17 protein-coding genes are annotated in these 17,890 nt (G+C 36.2%); 7 read left to right on the forward strand and 10 right to left on the reverse strand.

Annotated features, from left to right (window positions below; translation table 11 throughout):
• A partial coding sequence (locus MW688_RS04180) for a Ycf66 family protein (protein WP_486734659.1) occupies positions 1-1,169 on the reverse strand: 1,169 nt, incomplete at its 3' end.
• A 52-nt stretch (positions 1,170-1,221) separates the two neighbouring features.
• Between MW688_RS04180 and MW688_RS04185 the strand changes: the two genes are divergently transcribed.
• From MW688_RS04185 to MW688_RS04210, 6 genes are all read left to right on the forward strand, one after another.
• Positions 1,222-1,668, forward strand: coding sequence for an ATP-dependent zinc protease family protein (locus MW688_RS04185; RefSeq protein WP_486734660.1), 447 nt, complete (start codon positions 1,222-1,224; stop codon positions 1,666-1,668).
• A gap of 6 nt (positions 1,669-1,674) precedes the next feature.
• A complete protein-coding gene (rimK, locus tag MW688_RS04190; RefSeq protein ID WP_486734661.1) occupies positions 1,675-2,556 on the forward strand; it encodes a 30S ribosomal protein S6--L-glutamate ligase in 882 nt (293 codons plus the stop codon).
• A gap of 98 nt (positions 2,557-2,654) precedes the next feature.
• Positions 2,655-3,656, forward strand: coding sequence for a c-type cytochrome biogenesis protein CcsB (gene ccsB / locus MW688_RS04195; RefSeq protein ID WP_486734684.1), 1,002 nt, complete (start codon positions 2,655-2,657; stop codon positions 3,654-3,656).
• A gap of 5 nt (positions 3,657-3,661) precedes the next feature.
• Positions 3,662-4,645 carry a tRNA lysidine(34) synthetase TilS gene (tilS, locus tag MW688_RS04200; RefSeq protein WP_486734662.1) on the forward strand — a complete coding sequence of 328 codons (984 nt, stop codon included), beginning with the start codon at positions 3,662-3,664 and terminating at the stop codon, positions 4,643-4,645.
• Between the two features lie 463 nt (positions 4,646-5,108).
• Positions 5,109-6,185, forward strand: coding sequence for a hypothetical protein (locus MW688_RS04205; RefSeq protein ID WP_486734663.1), 1,077 nt, complete (start codon positions 5,109-5,111; stop codon positions 6,183-6,185).
• Positions 6,175-10,683 carry an NB-ARC domain-containing protein gene (locus tag MW688_RS04210; protein WP_486734664.1) on the forward strand — a complete coding sequence of 1,503 codons (4,509 nt, stop codon included), beginning with the start codon at positions 6,175-6,177 and terminating at the stop codon, positions 10,681-10,683. Before MW688_RS04205 ends, MW688_RS04210 begins: the two co-directional genes overlap by 11 nt.
• Positions 10,684-11,018: 335 nt before the next feature.
• On the opposite strand, the gene MW688_RS04215 is transcribed toward MW688_RS04210, so the two are convergent.
• The 9 genes from MW688_RS04215 to MW688_RS04255 all read right to left on the reverse strand — a co-directional run bounded on the left by MW688_RS04215 (position 11,019) and on the right by MW688_RS04255 (position 17,044).
• Positions 11,019-11,354 (reverse strand): element excision factor XisI family protein, encoded by a 336-nt coding sequence (locus MW688_RS04215; protein WP_486734665.1) that lies wholly within the window; start codon positions 11,352-11,354, stop codon positions 11,019-11,021.
• Complete coding sequence (locus tag MW688_RS04220; RefSeq protein ID WP_486734685.1) at positions 11,342-11,758, reverse strand: XisH family protein; 417 nt, start codon at positions 11,756-11,758, stop codon at positions 11,342-11,344. The genes MW688_RS04215 and MW688_RS04220 overlap by 13 nt, the downstream gene beginning before the upstream one ends.
• A 125-nt stretch (positions 11,759-11,883) precedes the next feature.
• Entirely contained in the window at positions 11,884-13,239 is a 1,356-nt protein-coding gene (locus MW688_RS04225) for an MFS transporter (RefSeq protein ID WP_486734666.1), read from the reverse strand.
• A 23-nt stretch (positions 13,240-13,262) separates the two neighbouring features.
• A complete protein-coding gene (gene recO / locus MW688_RS04230) occupies positions 13,263-14,057 on the reverse strand; it encodes a DNA repair protein RecO (protein ID WP_486734667.1) in 795 nt (264 codons plus the stop codon).
• Positions 14,054-14,737, reverse strand: a complete 684-nt coding sequence (gene deoC, locus MW688_RS04235; RefSeq protein WP_486734668.1) for a deoxyribose-phosphate aldolase — start codon at positions 14,735-14,737, stop codon at positions 14,054-14,056. The genes recO and deoC overlap by 4 nt, the downstream gene beginning before the upstream one ends.
• A gap of 55 nt (positions 14,738-14,792) precedes the next feature.
• A complete protein-coding gene (locus MW688_RS04240) occupies positions 14,793-15,197 on the reverse strand; it encodes a zinc-finger-containing protein (protein ID WP_486734669.1) in 405 nt (134 codons plus the stop codon).
• 95 nt (positions 15,198-15,292) lie between these two features.
• On the reverse strand, positions 15,293-15,583 hold the full coding sequence (locus MW688_RS04245) for an RNA recognition motif domain-containing protein (protein ID WP_486734670.1): 291 nt from the start codon (positions 15,581-15,583) through the stop codon (positions 15,293-15,295).
• Positions 15,584-15,738: 155 nt separating this feature from the next.
• A complete protein-coding gene (gene rsmG / locus MW688_RS04250; RefSeq protein WP_486734671.1) occupies positions 15,739-16,407 on the reverse strand; it encodes a 16S rRNA (guanine(527)-N(7))-methyltransferase RsmG in 669 nt (222 codons plus the stop codon).
• Positions 16,400-17,044 carry an ABC transporter ATP-binding protein gene (locus MW688_RS04255; protein ID WP_486734672.1) on the reverse strand — a complete coding sequence of 215 codons (645 nt, stop codon included), beginning with the start codon at positions 17,042-17,044 and terminating at the stop codon, positions 16,400-16,402. The genes rsmG and MW688_RS04255 overlap by 8 nt, the downstream gene beginning before the upstream one ends.
• A gap of 84 nt (positions 17,045-17,128) precedes the next feature.
• Between MW688_RS04255 and MW688_RS04260 the strand changes: the two genes are divergently transcribed.
• A complete protein-coding gene (locus tag MW688_RS04260; protein WP_486734673.1) occupies positions 17,129-17,461 on the forward strand; it encodes a hypothetical protein in 333 nt (110 codons plus the stop codon).
• Positions 17,462-17,890 lie beyond the last annotated feature (429 nt).

Here is a 17,890-nt window from a genome sequence, read left to right on the forward strand (position 1 = left end):
ACTGGAGTCTCAGAGATAGTCTCGGTTGCTGGTGTTGCCGTTACTGGAGTCTCAGAGATAGTCTCGGTTGCTGGTGTTGCCGTTACTGGAGTCTCAGGGATAGTCTCGGTTGCTGGTGTTTCCTTGTTAGTAATTGTAGTTACTTGTTCATTTGTTTCAGTTTTAATAGATTCTGAGATATCAAAGTTTTCTTCATCTAGGATATCATTAATATTATCAACGCTTGAAGTTGTGGTTTCTGCTTTAGGTTTCTGAAAAAATCTAGTTATTTTATTAAGCGTTTTCTTAAAAAAGTTACTTTTTTCCTGACCTTGAGAAGAATTTGATTCTTGAATTCTAGTTTTTGATGACTCAGGTGTGGTTTTCTTCGTTTCTTCCTCTGTATCCAGAATATTTTCTACCGTTTCTGGTGTTAAAGTATCTAAGGTAGTTTCTGCTGCCGGGGATAAATCTGCTGGGGTTGATTCTGCTTCTGGGGTGAGAGTATCTAAGGTAGTTTCTGCTGCCGGGGATAAATCTGCTGAGGTTGATTCTGCTTCTGGGGTGAGAGTATCTAAGGTAGTTTCTGCTGCCGGGGATAAATCTGCTGGGGTTGATTCTGCTTCTGGGGTGAGAGTATCTAAGGTAGTTTCTGCTGCCGGAGATAAATCTGCTGAGGTTGATTCTGCTTCTGGGGTGAGAGTATCTAAGGTAGTTTCTGCTGCCGGAGATAAATCTGCTGAGGTTGATTCTGCTTCTGGGGTGAGAGTATCTAAGGTAGTTTCTGCTGCCGGGGATAAATCTGCTGAGGTTGATTCATCTTTTGAGGCACTCTCTTTAGATTTGAGAGGTTGACGCTTAGCAAAAATATTAGTAACGCTATAATTGTTTAGCCACTCTAGGAGAGAAAATTTTTCAATTTCTGCGGCTAATTCTGGATGGGCAATCGCTCTTCTCAATTTAATTGTTTGCCATCCATACCAAACTAATAATAGTACTCCTGCCGTTTGACCTAGTAAAATTGCTCCACTAATTTTTTTGGCACATACCCAAAGCACTAAAGCGTAGAATAAACCTACGCCACTCCATAAAAAATCATCTTTTCGATGAATTTCTGGTTTCAAGAAAGCTGCTAAATATAATGTTAAACTACTAACACCTACAGCGATCGCTAGAATATATGCCAACATATTTTAATTGCTCCTTCCCTAATTCATTTTCTATTTTGACACATTCCTTACCATGATTAATAATTTACTAACAATTGGTTGGCGAGAAACTCTTGCCCTTCCTGATTTGGGTATTTTTCATATTAAAACTAAAATTGATACTGGTGCTAGGACTTCCTCGCTCCATGTGTCTGATATTCGAGAGTTTAAAGAAAATAACCTCAATCTGGTCAGTTTTCAAGTAGATCGTCATCACGGAAAATTTCCTGACCCTATCTTTGCTACTGCTGAACTAATTGGTTATAAAAAAGTTAAAAATTCTGGAGGACAAGTAGAAATCCGACCTGTTATTAAAACCAAAGTAGAATTGGCTGAAAAACAATGGTTAATTAAACTAAATTTAACTAATCGTGATTCAATGAAATTTCCCATGCTTCTAGGTCGTCAAGCCATAAAAGGTATTTTTTTAGTGGATCCTAGTCGTTCATTTTTGTTAAGTAGTTCAGATTTTGGTGAATAAAAAAAGATGAAAATAGCTATTCTCTCCCAAGATTCTAATTTATACTCTACTCGGCGTCTCAAAGAAGCTGGAGTTAATCGAGGACATCAAATTCAAGTAATCAATTATTTACGTTGCTACATCAACATCAATACCCGTCAACCTACTATTAATTACAAAGGTCTACCTCTAGAAGATTTTGATGCTGTCATTCCTCGTATTGGCGCTTCTAGAACTTTTTATGGTACTGCTGTAGTTAGGCAGTTTGAAATTATGGGAGTATTTAGTGCTAATGACTCTCAAGCTATCTCTCGTTCTCGTGATAAATTATTCTGTATGCAACTTCTCGCTCAAAAAGGTATCGGCTTACCCGTGACTGGTTATGCCCACGCCACTGAAGATATAGATGGTTTAATTGAAAGCGTAGGTGGTGCGCCTTTGGTAATTAAATTATTAGAGGGGACTCAAGGTATTGGTGTGGTTTTGGCAGAAACTTATCAAGCAGCTAAATCAGTTATTGAAGCTTTTCGCGGTTTAGATGCCAATATCTTGGTACAAGAATACATTAAAGAAGCCCAGGGAAGTGATTTACGTTGTTTTGTGATTGGTGATAAGGTTGTAGCAGCTATGAAACGAAAAGGAGCTGAAGGTGATTTTCGCTCTAATTTACATCGTGGTGGTCACGCAGAAAAAGTGAAATTGACTCCCGACGAAAGAAGTGCAGCAGTACGCGCGGTGAAAGCTATGGGATTAAGAGTAGCTGGAGTGGATTTATTACGCTCTAATCATGGGGCTTTGGTCCTAGAAGTTAATTCTTCTCCAGGCTTAGAGGGAATTGAAAAAGCTACAGGAGTAGATGTAGCTACTAAAATTATTGATTTCGTGGCTAAAAATGTGATCAAAGAGTAAATATGAGATTTACTAAAAACTCTTTCAGCCAATAGTCTCCTAGTTCAACTAAGATAAGAATTGATAGTAAAAATAAACTACATGACCCAACAATGTTAATAGATTTAGTTAAACTCCAAACTTGGCTAGACAATACTTCTTTTTTGATTTTATTTTTGTCTATGCTGGTTTATTGGGTAGGTGCCGCTTTGCCTACTCAATCATGGTTAAATAACCTCGGCACTATTTTAGTGGCGATCGCTAATTTGTGTATAGCCGCCCTCTTAGGTGCCCGTTGGCTAGAGGCTGGCTATTTCCCCCTTAGTAATTTATATGAATCTCTCTTTTTCTTAGCTTGGGGAGTTACCTTAGTACATCTACTCACGGAAAAATGGTCTCTCAGTCGTTTAGTCGGAGTATTCACCACCCCAGTAGCCATGGGAATTACGGCCTTTGCAGCTCTTTCTTTACCTGCGGAAATGCAAGCCTCAGAACCCCTAGTACCAGCTTTAAAATCTAACTGGTTGATGATGCACGTTAGCGTCATGATGTTGAGTTATGCCGCTTTGATGGTAGGATCCCTAGTGGCGATCGCTTTTCTCATTTTTACCCGGGGAGAAGATGTTTCCCTCAGAGGTAGTTCTGTCGGCACTGGTAGTTATCGTCAATCCCCCATCAAAACTGTTAATGAATTTAAAAACATATCGACAGATAATTATGTAGCAAATTCAGGAGTGGCAGTACAGACACTAACCCCAGTAAAAGCAACTGAAAACACCATCAGTTTAACACCAGAAAAACTAAGCTTAGCAGATACCCTAGATAATATTAGCTACCGAGTAATCGGTTTAGGCTTTCCTTTGCTAACAATTGGGATAATCTCCGGTGCAGTGTGGGCTAACGAAGCCTGGGGGTCATACTGGAGTTGGGATCCAAAAGAAACCTGGGCTTTGATTACCTGGCTAGTATTTGCCGCCTATCTCCACGCGAGAATTACTCGCGGCTGGCAAGGGAAAAAACCAGCAATTTTAGCAGCTACTGGTTTTGTAATGGTTTGGATTTGTTACCTAGGTGTAAACCTACTAGGTAAAGGGCTACACTCCTACGGCTGGTTTTTCTAAAAATTATGTCTTCGCGCCCAACTTGGACTCAATTACACGCAAGAATCCATCAAGTCCTCCGTAAACAACAATTACTGCCAAAAAAAAGCAGGGTTTTAGTAGCTGTATCAGGGGGACAAGATTCGTTGTGTTTAGTTAAGTTATTGGTAGACTTACAAGAAAAATGGGGCTGGGATTTAGGGGTAGCTCATTGTGACCACAACTGGACAACAGATGAGGGTATAGCTGCCCACGTAGAAAGAATCTCTCAAGAATTACAACTACCCTTTTATCTGAAGACAGCTAAAGTTACAATTCCAGAAACAGAGGCAGCGGCGAGAGAATGGCGTTATCAAGTTCTCAGGGAGATTGCTGGGGAATACGGATTTGAATTGCTGGTAACTGGACATACATTGAGCGATCGCGCGGAGACTTTTTTTTATAACTTGTGTCGAGGAGCTGGGGCAGATGGTTTAGGGGCTTTAACTTGGCGGCGTCAGCTTAGCCCTAATCTGACCCTTGTTCGTCCTCTTTTAGAAGTTACTCGTAGTGAAACCTATAATTTTTGCCAACAATTTCATCTATCGATTTGGTCAGACCAATTCAATCAAGAATCGCGATTTGCGCGGAATCGTTTACGCCATGATTTAATTCCCTATCTTAAAGATAATTTTAATCCTCAAATAGAACTAAAAATAGCCCAAACCTCCGAACTATTAAAAGCCGAAGGGGATTATCTCAATCAAGTAGCAGCAGATTTAATTAATCAGGTATTAACTGCTGATAAGATTAGCTTACAACGTTCTCAGCTAAAATCTTTACATTTAGCTTTGCAGCGCAGAGTGATTAGATTATTTTTGCAACAACACCTCCCTAAGTCTCCTAACTTTGAGCAAATAGAAGCAGTTGTGGAATTAATTGAAGCACCGAATCGCAGTAAAACTTCTACTTTTTCGGGAGGAGGATGGTTAGAAGTTCGAGATGATCTGATTATTTTGAGTACCGATTAATCCGAAAAACGGTTACTTATCAAAATGAATTAAAAATACTTGTAGATAATCCAGTAATACGCGCATCCGATTATAAAATGGTATTTATAAAGAAGCAGGGAGCACCGGAGCACGGGAGAGAAAGGCTTTCTGTGCTTTAAAGGAGATAGAAAAATAAATACACTTTAAAAACCGGATTTGGTATAAAATGATAGCCAAGAGTTATGAAATATGAGACAATTCTATATGTCTTAAAATTGTTGTGAAAAAATAGCCATACTTATTTGTGTTAATGTATCATCGATATATGAGTTACATTGAAATTCATGCCAATAAAAGTCATTCACGAACCAATCAGAACTTTAACAATTCAAGACCCAAAAAGTGAGTTTGAACTGAAGGGAGAAATACTGCTATCAACAGCAAGAAACTAAACGTCAAGTAATTCGTATGTTCATGAAGCGCTTAGCGAGAAAGGTGAGTGATGACTGAGTTGGAACTTTTAGAAAAACTGGAGCAATTAACTCCTACCCTGTTTAATCGGTTAATTTTTTCTTTGGGGATTCAAAAGTCTTTACTCCCTTCAGAAGATAAGCCTTTAACGGATAGAGCGATAAAACTTATTGATTTAGCTAAAGTACCAGGAGGAATAGGACTGCAAAAAGTAGAGGAAGTTTTAAAACAGATGATTGGACAGAGTAATGAGAGGGACAGCCCATGGTTGAATCCCACCAAGATTACGAGATTTCAAAAGGATTTGTTCTATGAACTATTGTGGACTGCTTGGGCGGCATCTTGGCAAGCGTGTAATTCGCGTCCAGTGTGGAACCAAAATAAATATGAGTTAAAAAGAAATGAAGAAGAATTTAACCTGCATTCTCAAAGAATGTTTGAAAAAGGGAAAGAAATTGGACTAAGCGAAAATGTTTTAAATAATATCAAATGGGGTGCTTGGAATGCAGCATGGTGGACTGCTAATGAACAATCATTGAATATATTTCAAATCTCGGAAAATATATTTACCAATAACGGAGATAAAGAAGTCTTTAATTGGCATTTTGAACAAGTAATTAATTCTGATGAATTAGATTCAGGACTGGCTTCTCATATCAAATGGATGTGTGCAGATATTGGCTGGTATTGTACTCACATCAGATTAACTCACTCTCGAAATGATCAAAAACAGATGGGAGATCAAGCAATAAATCATTGCTTGGAAATATGTTGTGAAGTAAATGAAAATGAACTTCGTAAGGCTCTAGGGATGTCTCAAAATCACATGGCTGATTCAGAATACAGAGCAGAAGTATTACAAGAACAACTATCAGAAGTTAAAAAGAAATTAGAAGCACTTGAAAAGGAATATGACCAAATTCTTTCTAGAAATGCTTCAGATTTACCTAAATCTGAGGCTATCGCTATTTGGAAGAAAAAACTAGCTTATTTACAAAAACAAGAGGCAATTCTGGCAGACCCAGCCCAAAAATTCCAGTTACAAGAACAAATCGCTGAATGTCACAGAAAAATTCAGGAATTAGCAGGAGGAGAACATGAATTCTAATCCTCTAGAAAAGTGGAACAAGAAATTAGACTATTTGCAGAAACAAGAGGCAATTACAGCTAATCCAGCCCTAAAGTTTGAGCTACAAGAGCAAATTGCTGAATGTAAAAAAAAGATCCAGAATTTAACACAAAAAACTCCAGGAACTCCACCAAACAATTTTAATCAAGCCCCTCCTTTACCTTCATATTTTGTAGAACGTTCAGAAGTGAGTGAACAATTAAAAGAAAGCCTCTTATCTCAAGAAACAGCCAAGAATGGAACTTTAGTGATTACTGCTATCTATGGATTAGGAGGGATTGGAAAGTCTACATTAGCCGCAGCTTTAGCTCATGATATTGAAGTTAAATCAAACTTTCCTGACGGTATTTTTTGGGCAACCCTAGGTCAACAACCAGATATCTTGTCTTTTCTTTATTGTTGGATACAAGCATTAGGAGATTATGACTTTAAACCAACTAGTATATATGCAGCAACTTTACAATTAAGAATTTTACTAGCAGATAAAAAAGCACTATTAGTTGTTGATGACCTTTGGAATGCTGAGGATGTAGAGCATTTTAGAATTACGGGAAAAGGCTGTCAAGTTTTAGTCACCACAAGAGAAGTTCCTGTAAAAGGAGCAATTCGTTATGAATTAGACATCATGACTCCAGAACAATCTTTGGAGTTATTAACTAAATGCTTAACTAATCAGCTAACACCTGAAGACCGTGGAAAAGCAGAAAACTTAGCGAAAACAGTAGGATACTTGCCCCTAGCTTTAGAATTAGTAGCAGCTCGAATTAATAAGGGAATATCTTGTCAAAAAATTCTCTCAGATTTACAATCAGAAATTGTCAAATTAGAAAAATTAGATCTACAGAAACCTAATCAATCAAGTAGTGAGGAAAAGCGAAAAAATTATAGTTTAGTAGCTTGTTTTAATCTGAGTTTAAGAGGATTAGATTCCAGTGAATTAAAAAAGTTCACGTGGTTAGGAGTATTGCCTGATGATGTAACCATTACCCAAAAAATGGCAACAACTCTGTGGGAATGTGATGAAGATGAAGCTGAAGAAACTTTAATCGATTTACGAAATAAAGCCTTATTATTACCAGGCGTTTCCAGTGAAGAGGGAACCAATTATCGCTTACATGACCTATTACACGATTTAGCCCGTAATCTACTTCAATCGCCCACTCAACCTGATGAAGAATGGCAATTACCAGGATTAGGACTATCAATTGCTCAAGCCCATCAACAATTATTAGAACGTTATCAAAAACAAACTAAAAATGGTTTATGGCACACTTTAAACGATGATGGCTATATCTATAACCAATTAATCTGGCATTTTGAAAAAGCTGAAAAAATTGAAGCCATTCATCAATTACTCAGAGAAGAAAACTCCCTTGGAACAAACGGTTGGTACAGTCAATGTGAGAAACAAGGTCAAACAGCTAATTTCATCAAGGATATATCGAAAGCTTGGCAACTAGCAGAAGAGGATTTTGACAAAAACCCCACAGAATCAATTAGTCTACAGTTTCGTTATGCTTTGATGATAGCGTCTTTAAATAGTTTAGCTGTTAATCTTGCACCGGAGTTGATTAAAGCGCTGATAAAACAGAATGTTTGGTCACCAGCGCAAGGACTTGCTTATGTAAAACAAAACAAAGATTCATTAAGTCAAGCTACAGGATTAGAAGCTATTATCAAGTTACTGCCAAATTCTCTTGTTGCTTCTGCCGTAGAAATATCAAAGAACATAGGTGATAAATATCATCAAGCTAAAGCTTTAGCAGCAATAACATCAAAAGAACCAACAATGTTAGAAGAAGCTTTAGCAACAGCGCGATCCATAGAAGATACAAAGGAAAAGGTGTATGCTTTAGAGGCAATAGCACAACAAGCTAATGAGTTCAAAGAAGCACGTTTGAAAGAAGCCCTAGAAGTCGCTAACTTAATTAGCTGGCCACAAGAGAAAGCGGAGGCTTTAGAGGTAGTGATATCACCACAATTGTCAAACGAGCTAAGAACACAGGCTTTAGAAATAGCTCGTTCTATAGAAAATGAAAAATATCGAGGGATAACTTTGGGAAGAATAGCAGTTCTCTTGCCAAATGTATGGCAGGAAGTATTTACAACAATTAACGAAATTGTAAACGAAGAAGAGCTTTTTTTTGTGATATCTTTAGTAGCTCAAATATTACCAAACGAACTTAAGTCAGAAGCTATAGCCATAGCAAGAAAGATTCAAGCATTAGATTATCAAGCTCAAGCCTTATTAATGATCGATGCTTATTTACCAGAAAAATGGGACCAAGCTCTACAAGCTACAACTTGGGTAAGAGATTTTAATGAGCAATTAGAACTATTAAGAGTTATAGCTTCACAACTGCCAGAAGAACTAATTCCCAAAGCTTTGGAAATAACTAAAAAGCTTAGTAATCAATTTCACTCTAAAGCAGTATTCTTAAGAGAAATAGCACCAAAGTTATCAAAGGAATCAATACCTGCATTTTTAGAAGAGATTAGACATTCATCTTCACGAGCTTATCTGATAGAAGCTATAGTACCAATATTAGAAAAGGATTTACTTCAGGAAGCTTTGGCTATATCTAGAAAAATTGATGATGAATTAACGCAAATTCAAACATTAAAAAAACTTGCCCCAAAATTACCAGAACAATGGTCGAATATTTTATTGATTGCTAAATCCATACAATCTGAAGAATTACAGACTAAAGCTTTAGAAAATTTACTATCTGAATTACCAAAAGAACTGAGCCCACAAATACTAGAAATAGTCTCTTCACTAAAGATTGAAAGGTATAAAGCGGACATCTTGATACTTTTAGTGAAGAAATGCCCAGAACAACTAATACAAAAAATAATGATGGTTACTGAGTTAATTAAGTCTGAAAAGTCACAATTAGAAATTTTAAAGGCAATTACACCGCGATTACCAGACGAATTAATCTCACAATCTCTCAACATAATTGAGTCGTTTAAAACAGAAGAATATAAAAGTGCAGCTTTAACAAATATAGCCCCAAGACTATCTGGTGATTTGATCCCAAAAGCATTACTAATAGTCGATGAACAAATAGTCAATGAAAGATATAAAAGCTCTGGATTAAGTGCGATCGCACCACAATTATCAAAAGAATATAAGTCACAAATTTTAAATATGGCTAAATCGATAGAAAATAAGTATTATCGAGTCATAACAATGGCAAAAATAGCACAAAAATTTGATGATATTTGGCAAGAAGTATTATTAGAGTTGCACCAAATAAATGATGAAGGAGATCAAGTTTATGCTTTAAAGCAAATCTTATTACAGTTGCCCCATGTTTATTGTCCAAAAGTATTAAAAATAGCTAGATTTATGAAACTTAAGCCCAATCAAACTAGAGCATTGATAACTATAGCATTAAAGTTTCCAGAAGTTTGGGAAGAAGCCTTAGAATCTGCAAAATCAATAGATAATATAGAAGATAAAGATTTTGAGTTACGTTATGTATTGTCTAATCTACCTGAGGAAATGATGCCAAAAGCTTTGGTAGCAATAGAAGAAATACAATCTGAGTTTGACCGAGCTAATGTATTAAAGACAATAACACCAAAACTATTAGAAAAAGACATATCAAAAGTTTTAGAATTAGTTCAGTCAATCAAGCATGAAAATTATAAATCAGACATTTTGGTAGAAATATTGACAAAAATACCCAAAGAATTGATAGGAAAAGCTTTAGATATAGTCAACTCTATAACAAGTTCAATGAATAAAGCAAGGGTATTAGAGACATTAACACCCTTAGTATTATCATTAGATTTACAAGAAAAAATTTTAGCAGAAGCAAAAAAAATCAATAGTGAACATTATAAAGCTGAAGTTTTAATAAAGATTATCAAAAATTTTTCAGAAGAACTGATGAGAGAAATTATGGAAGAAGCTAAAGAAATTAACTATGAATTTTATCAAGCTGAAGTTTTAATAGCAGTCATAGAAAAATCATCATCACCAGAATTAAGACAAGAGATTTTTTGCCATGCTGAAAAAATAAAAGATCCATACTCAAAAGCAAGACTATTAAAAACAATAGCAATCAAAGAAAAAAGAGAGGATTTATGGGATCTAATCTTAATGACAATCAAGAAAATCACATCTGAAAGGAAAAAAACCAATGTATTAACAGAAAAAGTAACAAAATTATCAGAAGAAATAAATAAAGAAACATTAGTTCTAGCTCAGGATATAGGGTCAGAATGGAATCGAAATGAAGCATTGAAAAAAATAATACCTCAGCTATTAAAACACTCTTCTGATTTCTCTATATTCTCAAAAAGTCTTCACGCTTTATCTACTCTGAATCGCCCTCATTTCCTAGAAAATATTCCTAGCTTAGCGAATCCAATTATTAAATTTGGAGGAATTGAATCTCTTAGAGAAATAACCGAAGCAATTAATGATGTTTGTCGATGGTGGGGTCCTGAAATAAATCGGTAGTGGGCGATTCGGATAAACAGGAGAGTGAAAAAATTTCAGGCAGGTTCAATTTGTAATATAAAGTTGAAATGTAAATAAAGATTTATACTATTAGATGCGATCGCTAAACGTAATTATTTTTTCAAAAGAGCTAGTGATATATAAATTCAGCTTGTTTTAGCGTATTTATTTTAACTTGCTTACTTCAATTTTACCTTTTATATATAAGTTCAAAGTTCTCGCCAATTTACTCCAAATAGTAATTGTTTAATCTCAATTTTTTTCTAATTTTTTAAAATCTCAACTTTTCTAGGGGTATTACCTCCTAGAAACAAACAGACAGTTTCTTGACAGTTTTAACCAATGGCAAAGTCAGTGTATTGGCGAACTTCAGGAGGATGAAAACCTAAAACTATATCTTGTTTAGAAATACCTTTAGCTACTAATTCATCAGTTATTCCATCTTCGGTACCATCCCTTTGAACCCAAACTTTATTATTATTAATTTCTACATGAATTAAACAACCATGAACTCTTTGATCTTGTTGCCATCCTACGGTTAGTAATAAATAATTATTTTTGTCTTCTCCAATCACTAATTTTCTTTCTAATTCACCATAAGCATAGGGTAATTGAGCATACTCTAATAATACTTGCTTGATTATTTGTCGATATTGGTCTAATGAAGCCATTGAATAATCTCCTGTTTTTCTATTTGAATAACCATTAAGAGCAAATTATTTTTCCGCTTAATTAAATCACCAAAAGCTTCTGCAAATATATCTTTAAAAGCTTTTTGCGCGATCGCCAGATATAGTTTTCTTTCTGGCTCTACTTCTTCTAAAACATTCCTATAAATAATATATTGTCCTACGGCTTTTTCTAAATCATTAACTTGAGAAATCCCTAAAAAACTTTTAATTTCTATAGCTATTTTTTGATTTCCCTTCTCAGCAGAAATTAATTTTTCTGCTCCCAAGTCCACATATAAATCTTTACCTCCCCATTGCAGCACAAGAGGATCTTTTGTAATATGCCAACCATCTTTAATTAAAGAGTTTTTTACAGCATCGTGATAAATATCTTTAGCAGGTATACTAATCACCCCCTCTCTTTAAATTTTAGTTCGATTTTAAGGTAACTAAGATCATTTCCCTAAAAAAATGCGATAAATTCATTGTTGTCAACATTTATTTGCTCATTGCTATAAACTTGAGAATACTAACTTTGTTGCTGAATTAAACTAATAATCATCACAATTCCAGCTAAGCCTAAAAGTACAGATTTTAAACCAAACATAGTTTCTGCCACTCCTGCTAAAGCTAAGGGCAAAGAAAGGGCAATATTAACCAGATTATTTTGTAAACCAAAAACTTTACCTCTCATATCTGGGGGTGTTTCTGCTTGAATGGTAGTTTGCATGGGAATACCGATACAAGCAGCAAAAGCACCCAAGAAAACACTCATCAGTAGTTCTAACCAGAGAGAATAGGTAAATAGGGATAATCCAATTAAAGAAATAGCCATACCCAAAGAAGACCATAAAATCAGTCGAGAACGAGAAATTTTTTGTCCATGACTTCCCAACCAAGTGGCACTAATTCCTAAACCAACTCCACAAGCGGCTAACAAGGTACCAAATTCTTCTGCTTTCATCCCCGGGATAGTTTCGGCTAATCTGACGGCTAAAACTGCTAAAGCAGCAAATACCGAAAACAAAATAACTAAGTAAATGATAGCTCTATATACTCTCTTATTTTTCTGAAGATAAGCAATTCCTTCTTGAATATCCTGCCAAATATGTGGGTTTTGCTTTTTACTCTGGGCTTGAGTTTCTCCTGTAACTAGAAGTAATAAACATAATCCAGCAAGTAAATAAGCTCCTCCTACGAGTATTTGCCCTCCAATATCATTGTTTAAACCCAAGCGATCGCCAAAATTATTAGCTAATTCTAATAGGGGGTCTCCCACAGCAAAGCCGATAATCAGTACTGCCATCATCGTAGTTATATAAATAGAATTAGCAGAGAGTAAATTATCTCGTTTAATAATCAGGGGTATTGTTGCTTGTTCTGCGGGTGCGAAGAACTGGGTTAATGTAGATACTAAAAAAGTTATTAGGAGTATAAACCAAAATCCTAGAGGTAAGCCGAATTTATTGGTGTAGGCAACGTCTAGAGCTAGTATAGGTGGTAAGCTGAGAACCAGTAAACCTCTGACCAAATTAGAGATAACTAGTACTGTTTTTTTTGACCAACGATCTACATATACTCCAGCTACTGATCCAAATAAGATTGCCGGAATTGTAAAGGCGACCATAATTGCTGACACCCAAACACTGATTGGTTGATTTGTCTTTTGAAAATAGTTAGTAATAATAGCGATCATTAAAACTAAATAGATTTTATCGGCTATTTGGGAACAGATTTGGCCTCCCCAGAGAATCAGAAATCGTTGATTTGTTAAAACTGAAATTAAACCAGGATTCAAATTAGAGATATGGCTTTTTAGTTTTTCTGATGATAGAGGAGGATTCGGAGTAGTTTTCGTTTTTTGTTCTGGTGAAGAAATTGACATTTTTTAAATATTTAGTTTTTTTACTAAAAGATAGTTTCCACCAAGGTAGCCGAACGAATTACGCGACCTATATGGTATTGACAATAATCACGCAATAAACGCTCTATTCTAACCCAGGCTTGATTTAGAGAAGAGTCTGTTTCCTGTTGTGGCAAGATTGCCACTAATTCAGGCAAAGTTTTAGCATTGAGTTGTTGTAGCAAATTTAACTCTATTGCTCCAATCCAATTATCTATTTTAAGGGATGAAGGGACAGATGTACCAATTATTCCTCCAGCTTCAAAGCTAAATCCTATGTGCCAATTGCTGTTATCTGTGGGAGGTGTTAGGGGAGTTTGAGTGATACAGCAACGATTAACAACTGGTGCGATTCCAGAAATTACTAGGATATGAAAAATTGCGTGAGTTAGTAAAGGTAAGACTGAAACTGTATTGGGGAGTTTTTCTAAACGAGTTAGATGTTCTATCAGTAATTGATATATTTCTTCTTGAGATTGATCGCTTAAAGCCAAACGAGTTACTAATTCTGCTAAATACTGTCCACTTGCTAGTTTAGCTAAATTATTACTTAAACCAGAAAAGGTGATAATAGTTTCTGCTTGGGTAATTTTATCCAGGGAGCGCCCTTTTGCTAAAAATAGTTGGTTGACGACAAATAACTCACTACGTCCCCGTAATCTTGATTGATATTTGCGTGCTCCCGGTGCTACTGCTCTAATTATACCTTGTTCAGGGGTTAGTATGGTTAAGAGGCGATCGTTTTCTCCGATGGGCATTCCCTGAAGATTGATTCCCGTAACTGTATAGGTACGACTCATTCTTGATTATCTGCTGATTCTAAACCATCTCGCTGTTTAATCAAGTCTATGCCTCGGGAAGTCCCTAAACGAGTTGCCCCGGCTTCAATCAGACTATAGGCGGCTTCTAGAGTTCTAATTCCTCCAGAGGCTTTAATTCCGATTCTACCTTGAGTAATTGTTTGCAGTAATTTCACATCCTCTAGCTTGGCGCCGCCAAACCAACCTGTACAGGTTTTAAGATAACTAACTCCCGCATCCATACAGATTTCTGCTGCTAAGCGTTTTTCTGTTGGTGTCAGTAAATTAGTCTCTAGAATTGCTTTTACTGTTTGTCCTGTTTCACTACATATTGCCGCTATTTCCTGATACATATCTTCAGATCTTCCTGCTTTGAGATAACCTAAGTTAATCATTACATCTAATTCTACTGCCCCATTTTCTACCGCTTCTTGGGCTTCGTATAATTTGGTTTTTTCGGTGGTGGCACCTGTGGGGAACCCAATTACTGTGCAAACTTTTACTTGTTTTCCCTGTAATAATTCTCTGGAAAGTCTTACGGCATTTGGATAGACACAAACTGCTGGAAAATTATACTCTTCTGCTTGAGCACAACATATTTCTACTTGTTGTGGTGTAGCACATGGATCCAACAAGGCATGATCTATGTATTCGGCAATATCTATATTTTTGGAGTACACTACTGTTTTACTTTCCTAATTAGAACTTCTTTATAACTTATATTGGAAATTTCAATTAACTAGTTTCGATTTCTAAACTTTTCTTAAGTTTGAGTAAAATACGATAAACATTTCTTGCTTCTTCGATAGTACGTAATTCTGCTGTATGATATTCCCTGCCTATCTGTTTCGAGACAAAACTATACACCTGCTTTCGTTTCATTAGCCCAGATTTCCAAATTGGATCTAGAAGAAGATGAATATGCTTTCTGGCATTTTTCATTTCAGCATTGGGTATACAACCAAGTGGACGAATAGAATTTTTTGTTTGATGATGACAACCAACAAAATTTTTACAGTCGTCACAAATCCAAAAGGGTAGGGAATGTAAATCTATTCTGTGATTATAAACCTCTTCCCCTCTAGTTAGACGCGCTTCTACATCTTTTTGACACTCAATACAATATATTAAAGCTATCATCGGTATCGACTAGCGATGTAGCCACCTAGCTTAATACATGAGAGTAGAAGCTAGGTAGTGCGATCGCTTTTAGTTTATTTATGGTTATTATTCAATCAACGGCGATTTCTGCGGTTATTACCTCCCCCTGCGTTGCTACGATTTTCTCGTGGCTTTGCTTTGTTTACTTTCATTTCTCTTCCCATCCATTGGGCTCCGTTGAGAGTTTCAATTGCTGACTCTTCTTCTTCTTCTGATTCCATTTCTACAAAACCAAAACCTCGCATTCTTCCGGTTTCGGCATCTGTAGGTAAATAAACTCTTTTGACGTTACCGTAGTCTGCGAATACTTGTTTAAGGTCCTCTTGAGTAACGTCGTATGATAGGTTTCCAACGTAAATCGACATATCTTGTCTCCAAGCTAAAGAATAATTAAGATCTTAGAGATCGGAAACAAGCGTGCGCAAAAATGTAAAACAAACACTGCTACCGAATCTATATATATCTTTATTCATTAAACTAACATAATCTGCCAAATCTGGGACGATAGATATATAAATTTTTAATACTTGGTCAAATATAAATAGTGTCTCACACTTTGACTCAAAGGTGTAGTTAGTTCTTTTATTTGAGAAATTTCTGCTTTTTGAGGCTTGATAGCTTCAATTAATTGATTATTTTCTAATTGAGACCAATGACCTCTATATAGAATTCCACTTCCTCCGATTTTAATTAGTGGTAAAGCGTATTGAGCACAGACTGTGGCTGGACCTACAGCTCTAACTAAAGCTATATCATAATGATTTAAATGACTGGATTCTTTTTGTAACTGTTCAGCTCTACAGGAAATAGTTTGAATGTTCGTTAAATTTAATTCTGTATAGAGATTCTCCAAAAAAGCAACCTTTTTGCGGGTGGAATCTAAAAGAGTTACCTGCCAATGAGGAAAAGCGATCGCGATGGGTAATCCAGGAAATCCTGCGCCCGTGCCAATATCAATCACCTCTTGAGGTTGTTGCCAATCAATTAAATCACTTACTACTCCTGCTAAAGAATCCCACAGATGTTTCTCCCAAAAGTCTCGGGGGCTAGTAATTCTGGTGAGATTCAGTTGGCGGTTACCTTTGATAATCTCTTCATACAGTTGTTGTAATTTGGCTCTTTGTTGCTGATTAGGTTGCCAACCGAGGGTTTGTTGCCAAATTGCGCTTAAATCTGGTAGCTTATCCATGATTCACTATTGCTAATTCTGTTAATTCACCTTGATTAATTTGCCAAGTATAATCGGCGATCGCCAAAAAATCTCCTACATCATGACTTACTACCAACAATGTCCAGTGTTGTTTTAATTTTTGTAATAATTTAGTTAATTGTTTGCGCATTGACCAATCTAACCCTGCTGTCGGCTCATCCAATAGTAGAATATTCGGCTGACGAATTAGTTGTACTGCTAAAGCTAGTCGGCGTTGTTGACCTCCACTGAGAGAATTTGGCGAAGTATTTAGAGGTAGATGTGTTAAGCTTACCTCTTCTAGTGCTTGTTGAATTTGTTCTTGGCGTATCTCAGGATGCCCCAACCGTAATTCTTCTAAAATTGTGTTCCCGCAAAAATGTCTTTCAGGAAATTGAAAGACAATTCCTCCTAGCTGTTGTAGATGACTAGAGGTTAATTCTTGGTCACGCCAATAGATTTTTCCTGAGGTTTGATCTGCTAAACCTGCTAGAATTTCTAAAAGGGTGGTTTTGCCAGAGCCACTAGGACCGATAATTAAACCTAGTTTTTGAGGTGCTAACTCCAAATTCACATCTTTGAGAATTGGCAGGGGAGTAGCTGCTGGGTGATAGGTTATTTTTTTTAAATAAAGCACTTTTTTTTTACTTCCCAATCTCAACCAATTATAGCATTGGCTGGTTAAGTTCAAGTTTTTAAAATCAAGTTAATCGAAACACCAATGTTTAATTCTCTAATTATCAATCTCGGCATATTTCTAGTTGCTGCTTTTGTGATTGCCATAGTCGGCAGTAAAATGACTAAAACAGCCGATTCTTTAGCCGAGAGAACTGGATTAGGAGAGGCGGTAATGGGGGCTTTATTTTTGGGTGGTACTACTTCTTTACCAGGTATTGTAACTTCTGTTACGAGTGCCGCTAGAGGTTATCCAGAATTAGCCATTAGTAATGCTTTAGGAGGAATTGCTGCTCAAACGGCTTTTTTAGGATTAGCAGATATTGTATATCCTCAAGCTAATTTAGAACATGCGGCAGCTTCTGCGGCTAATTTATAGCAGCGATCGCAGTAGTGTTAACAACATTTATCACTAACTTTTCCCCCCAACCCCCGCAAGGGTAGGTTTTTTACCAAGAGCTTGTAGTAAAAGTAAGACAAGGTAGACAAGGAGGGAAAGTGGACAACTCATTACTTCAAAACTTCAAAACTTCAAAACTCCAAAACTTCAAGACTTCAAGACTTCAAGACTTCTTACTTCAAAACTTCAAAACTTATTACTTCAAGACTTCAAGACTGATTATTCATCCACAACCAGCAACTTTAGATAAAGATGCAAGCTCTGAGTTTTCCCTGAATGCCTCAAAGCTAGGGATCGTAGCGCTATATAATATTGCCAAGAGAAAATTTGTGTCTAAGATATACTATACAAAGCTATAGTTTAAAAATCTTTCGTTCTAAGTATCTAATTCAGATGCCTGTACATTAG

Source organism: Johannesbaptistia floridana (assembly GCF_057440575.1).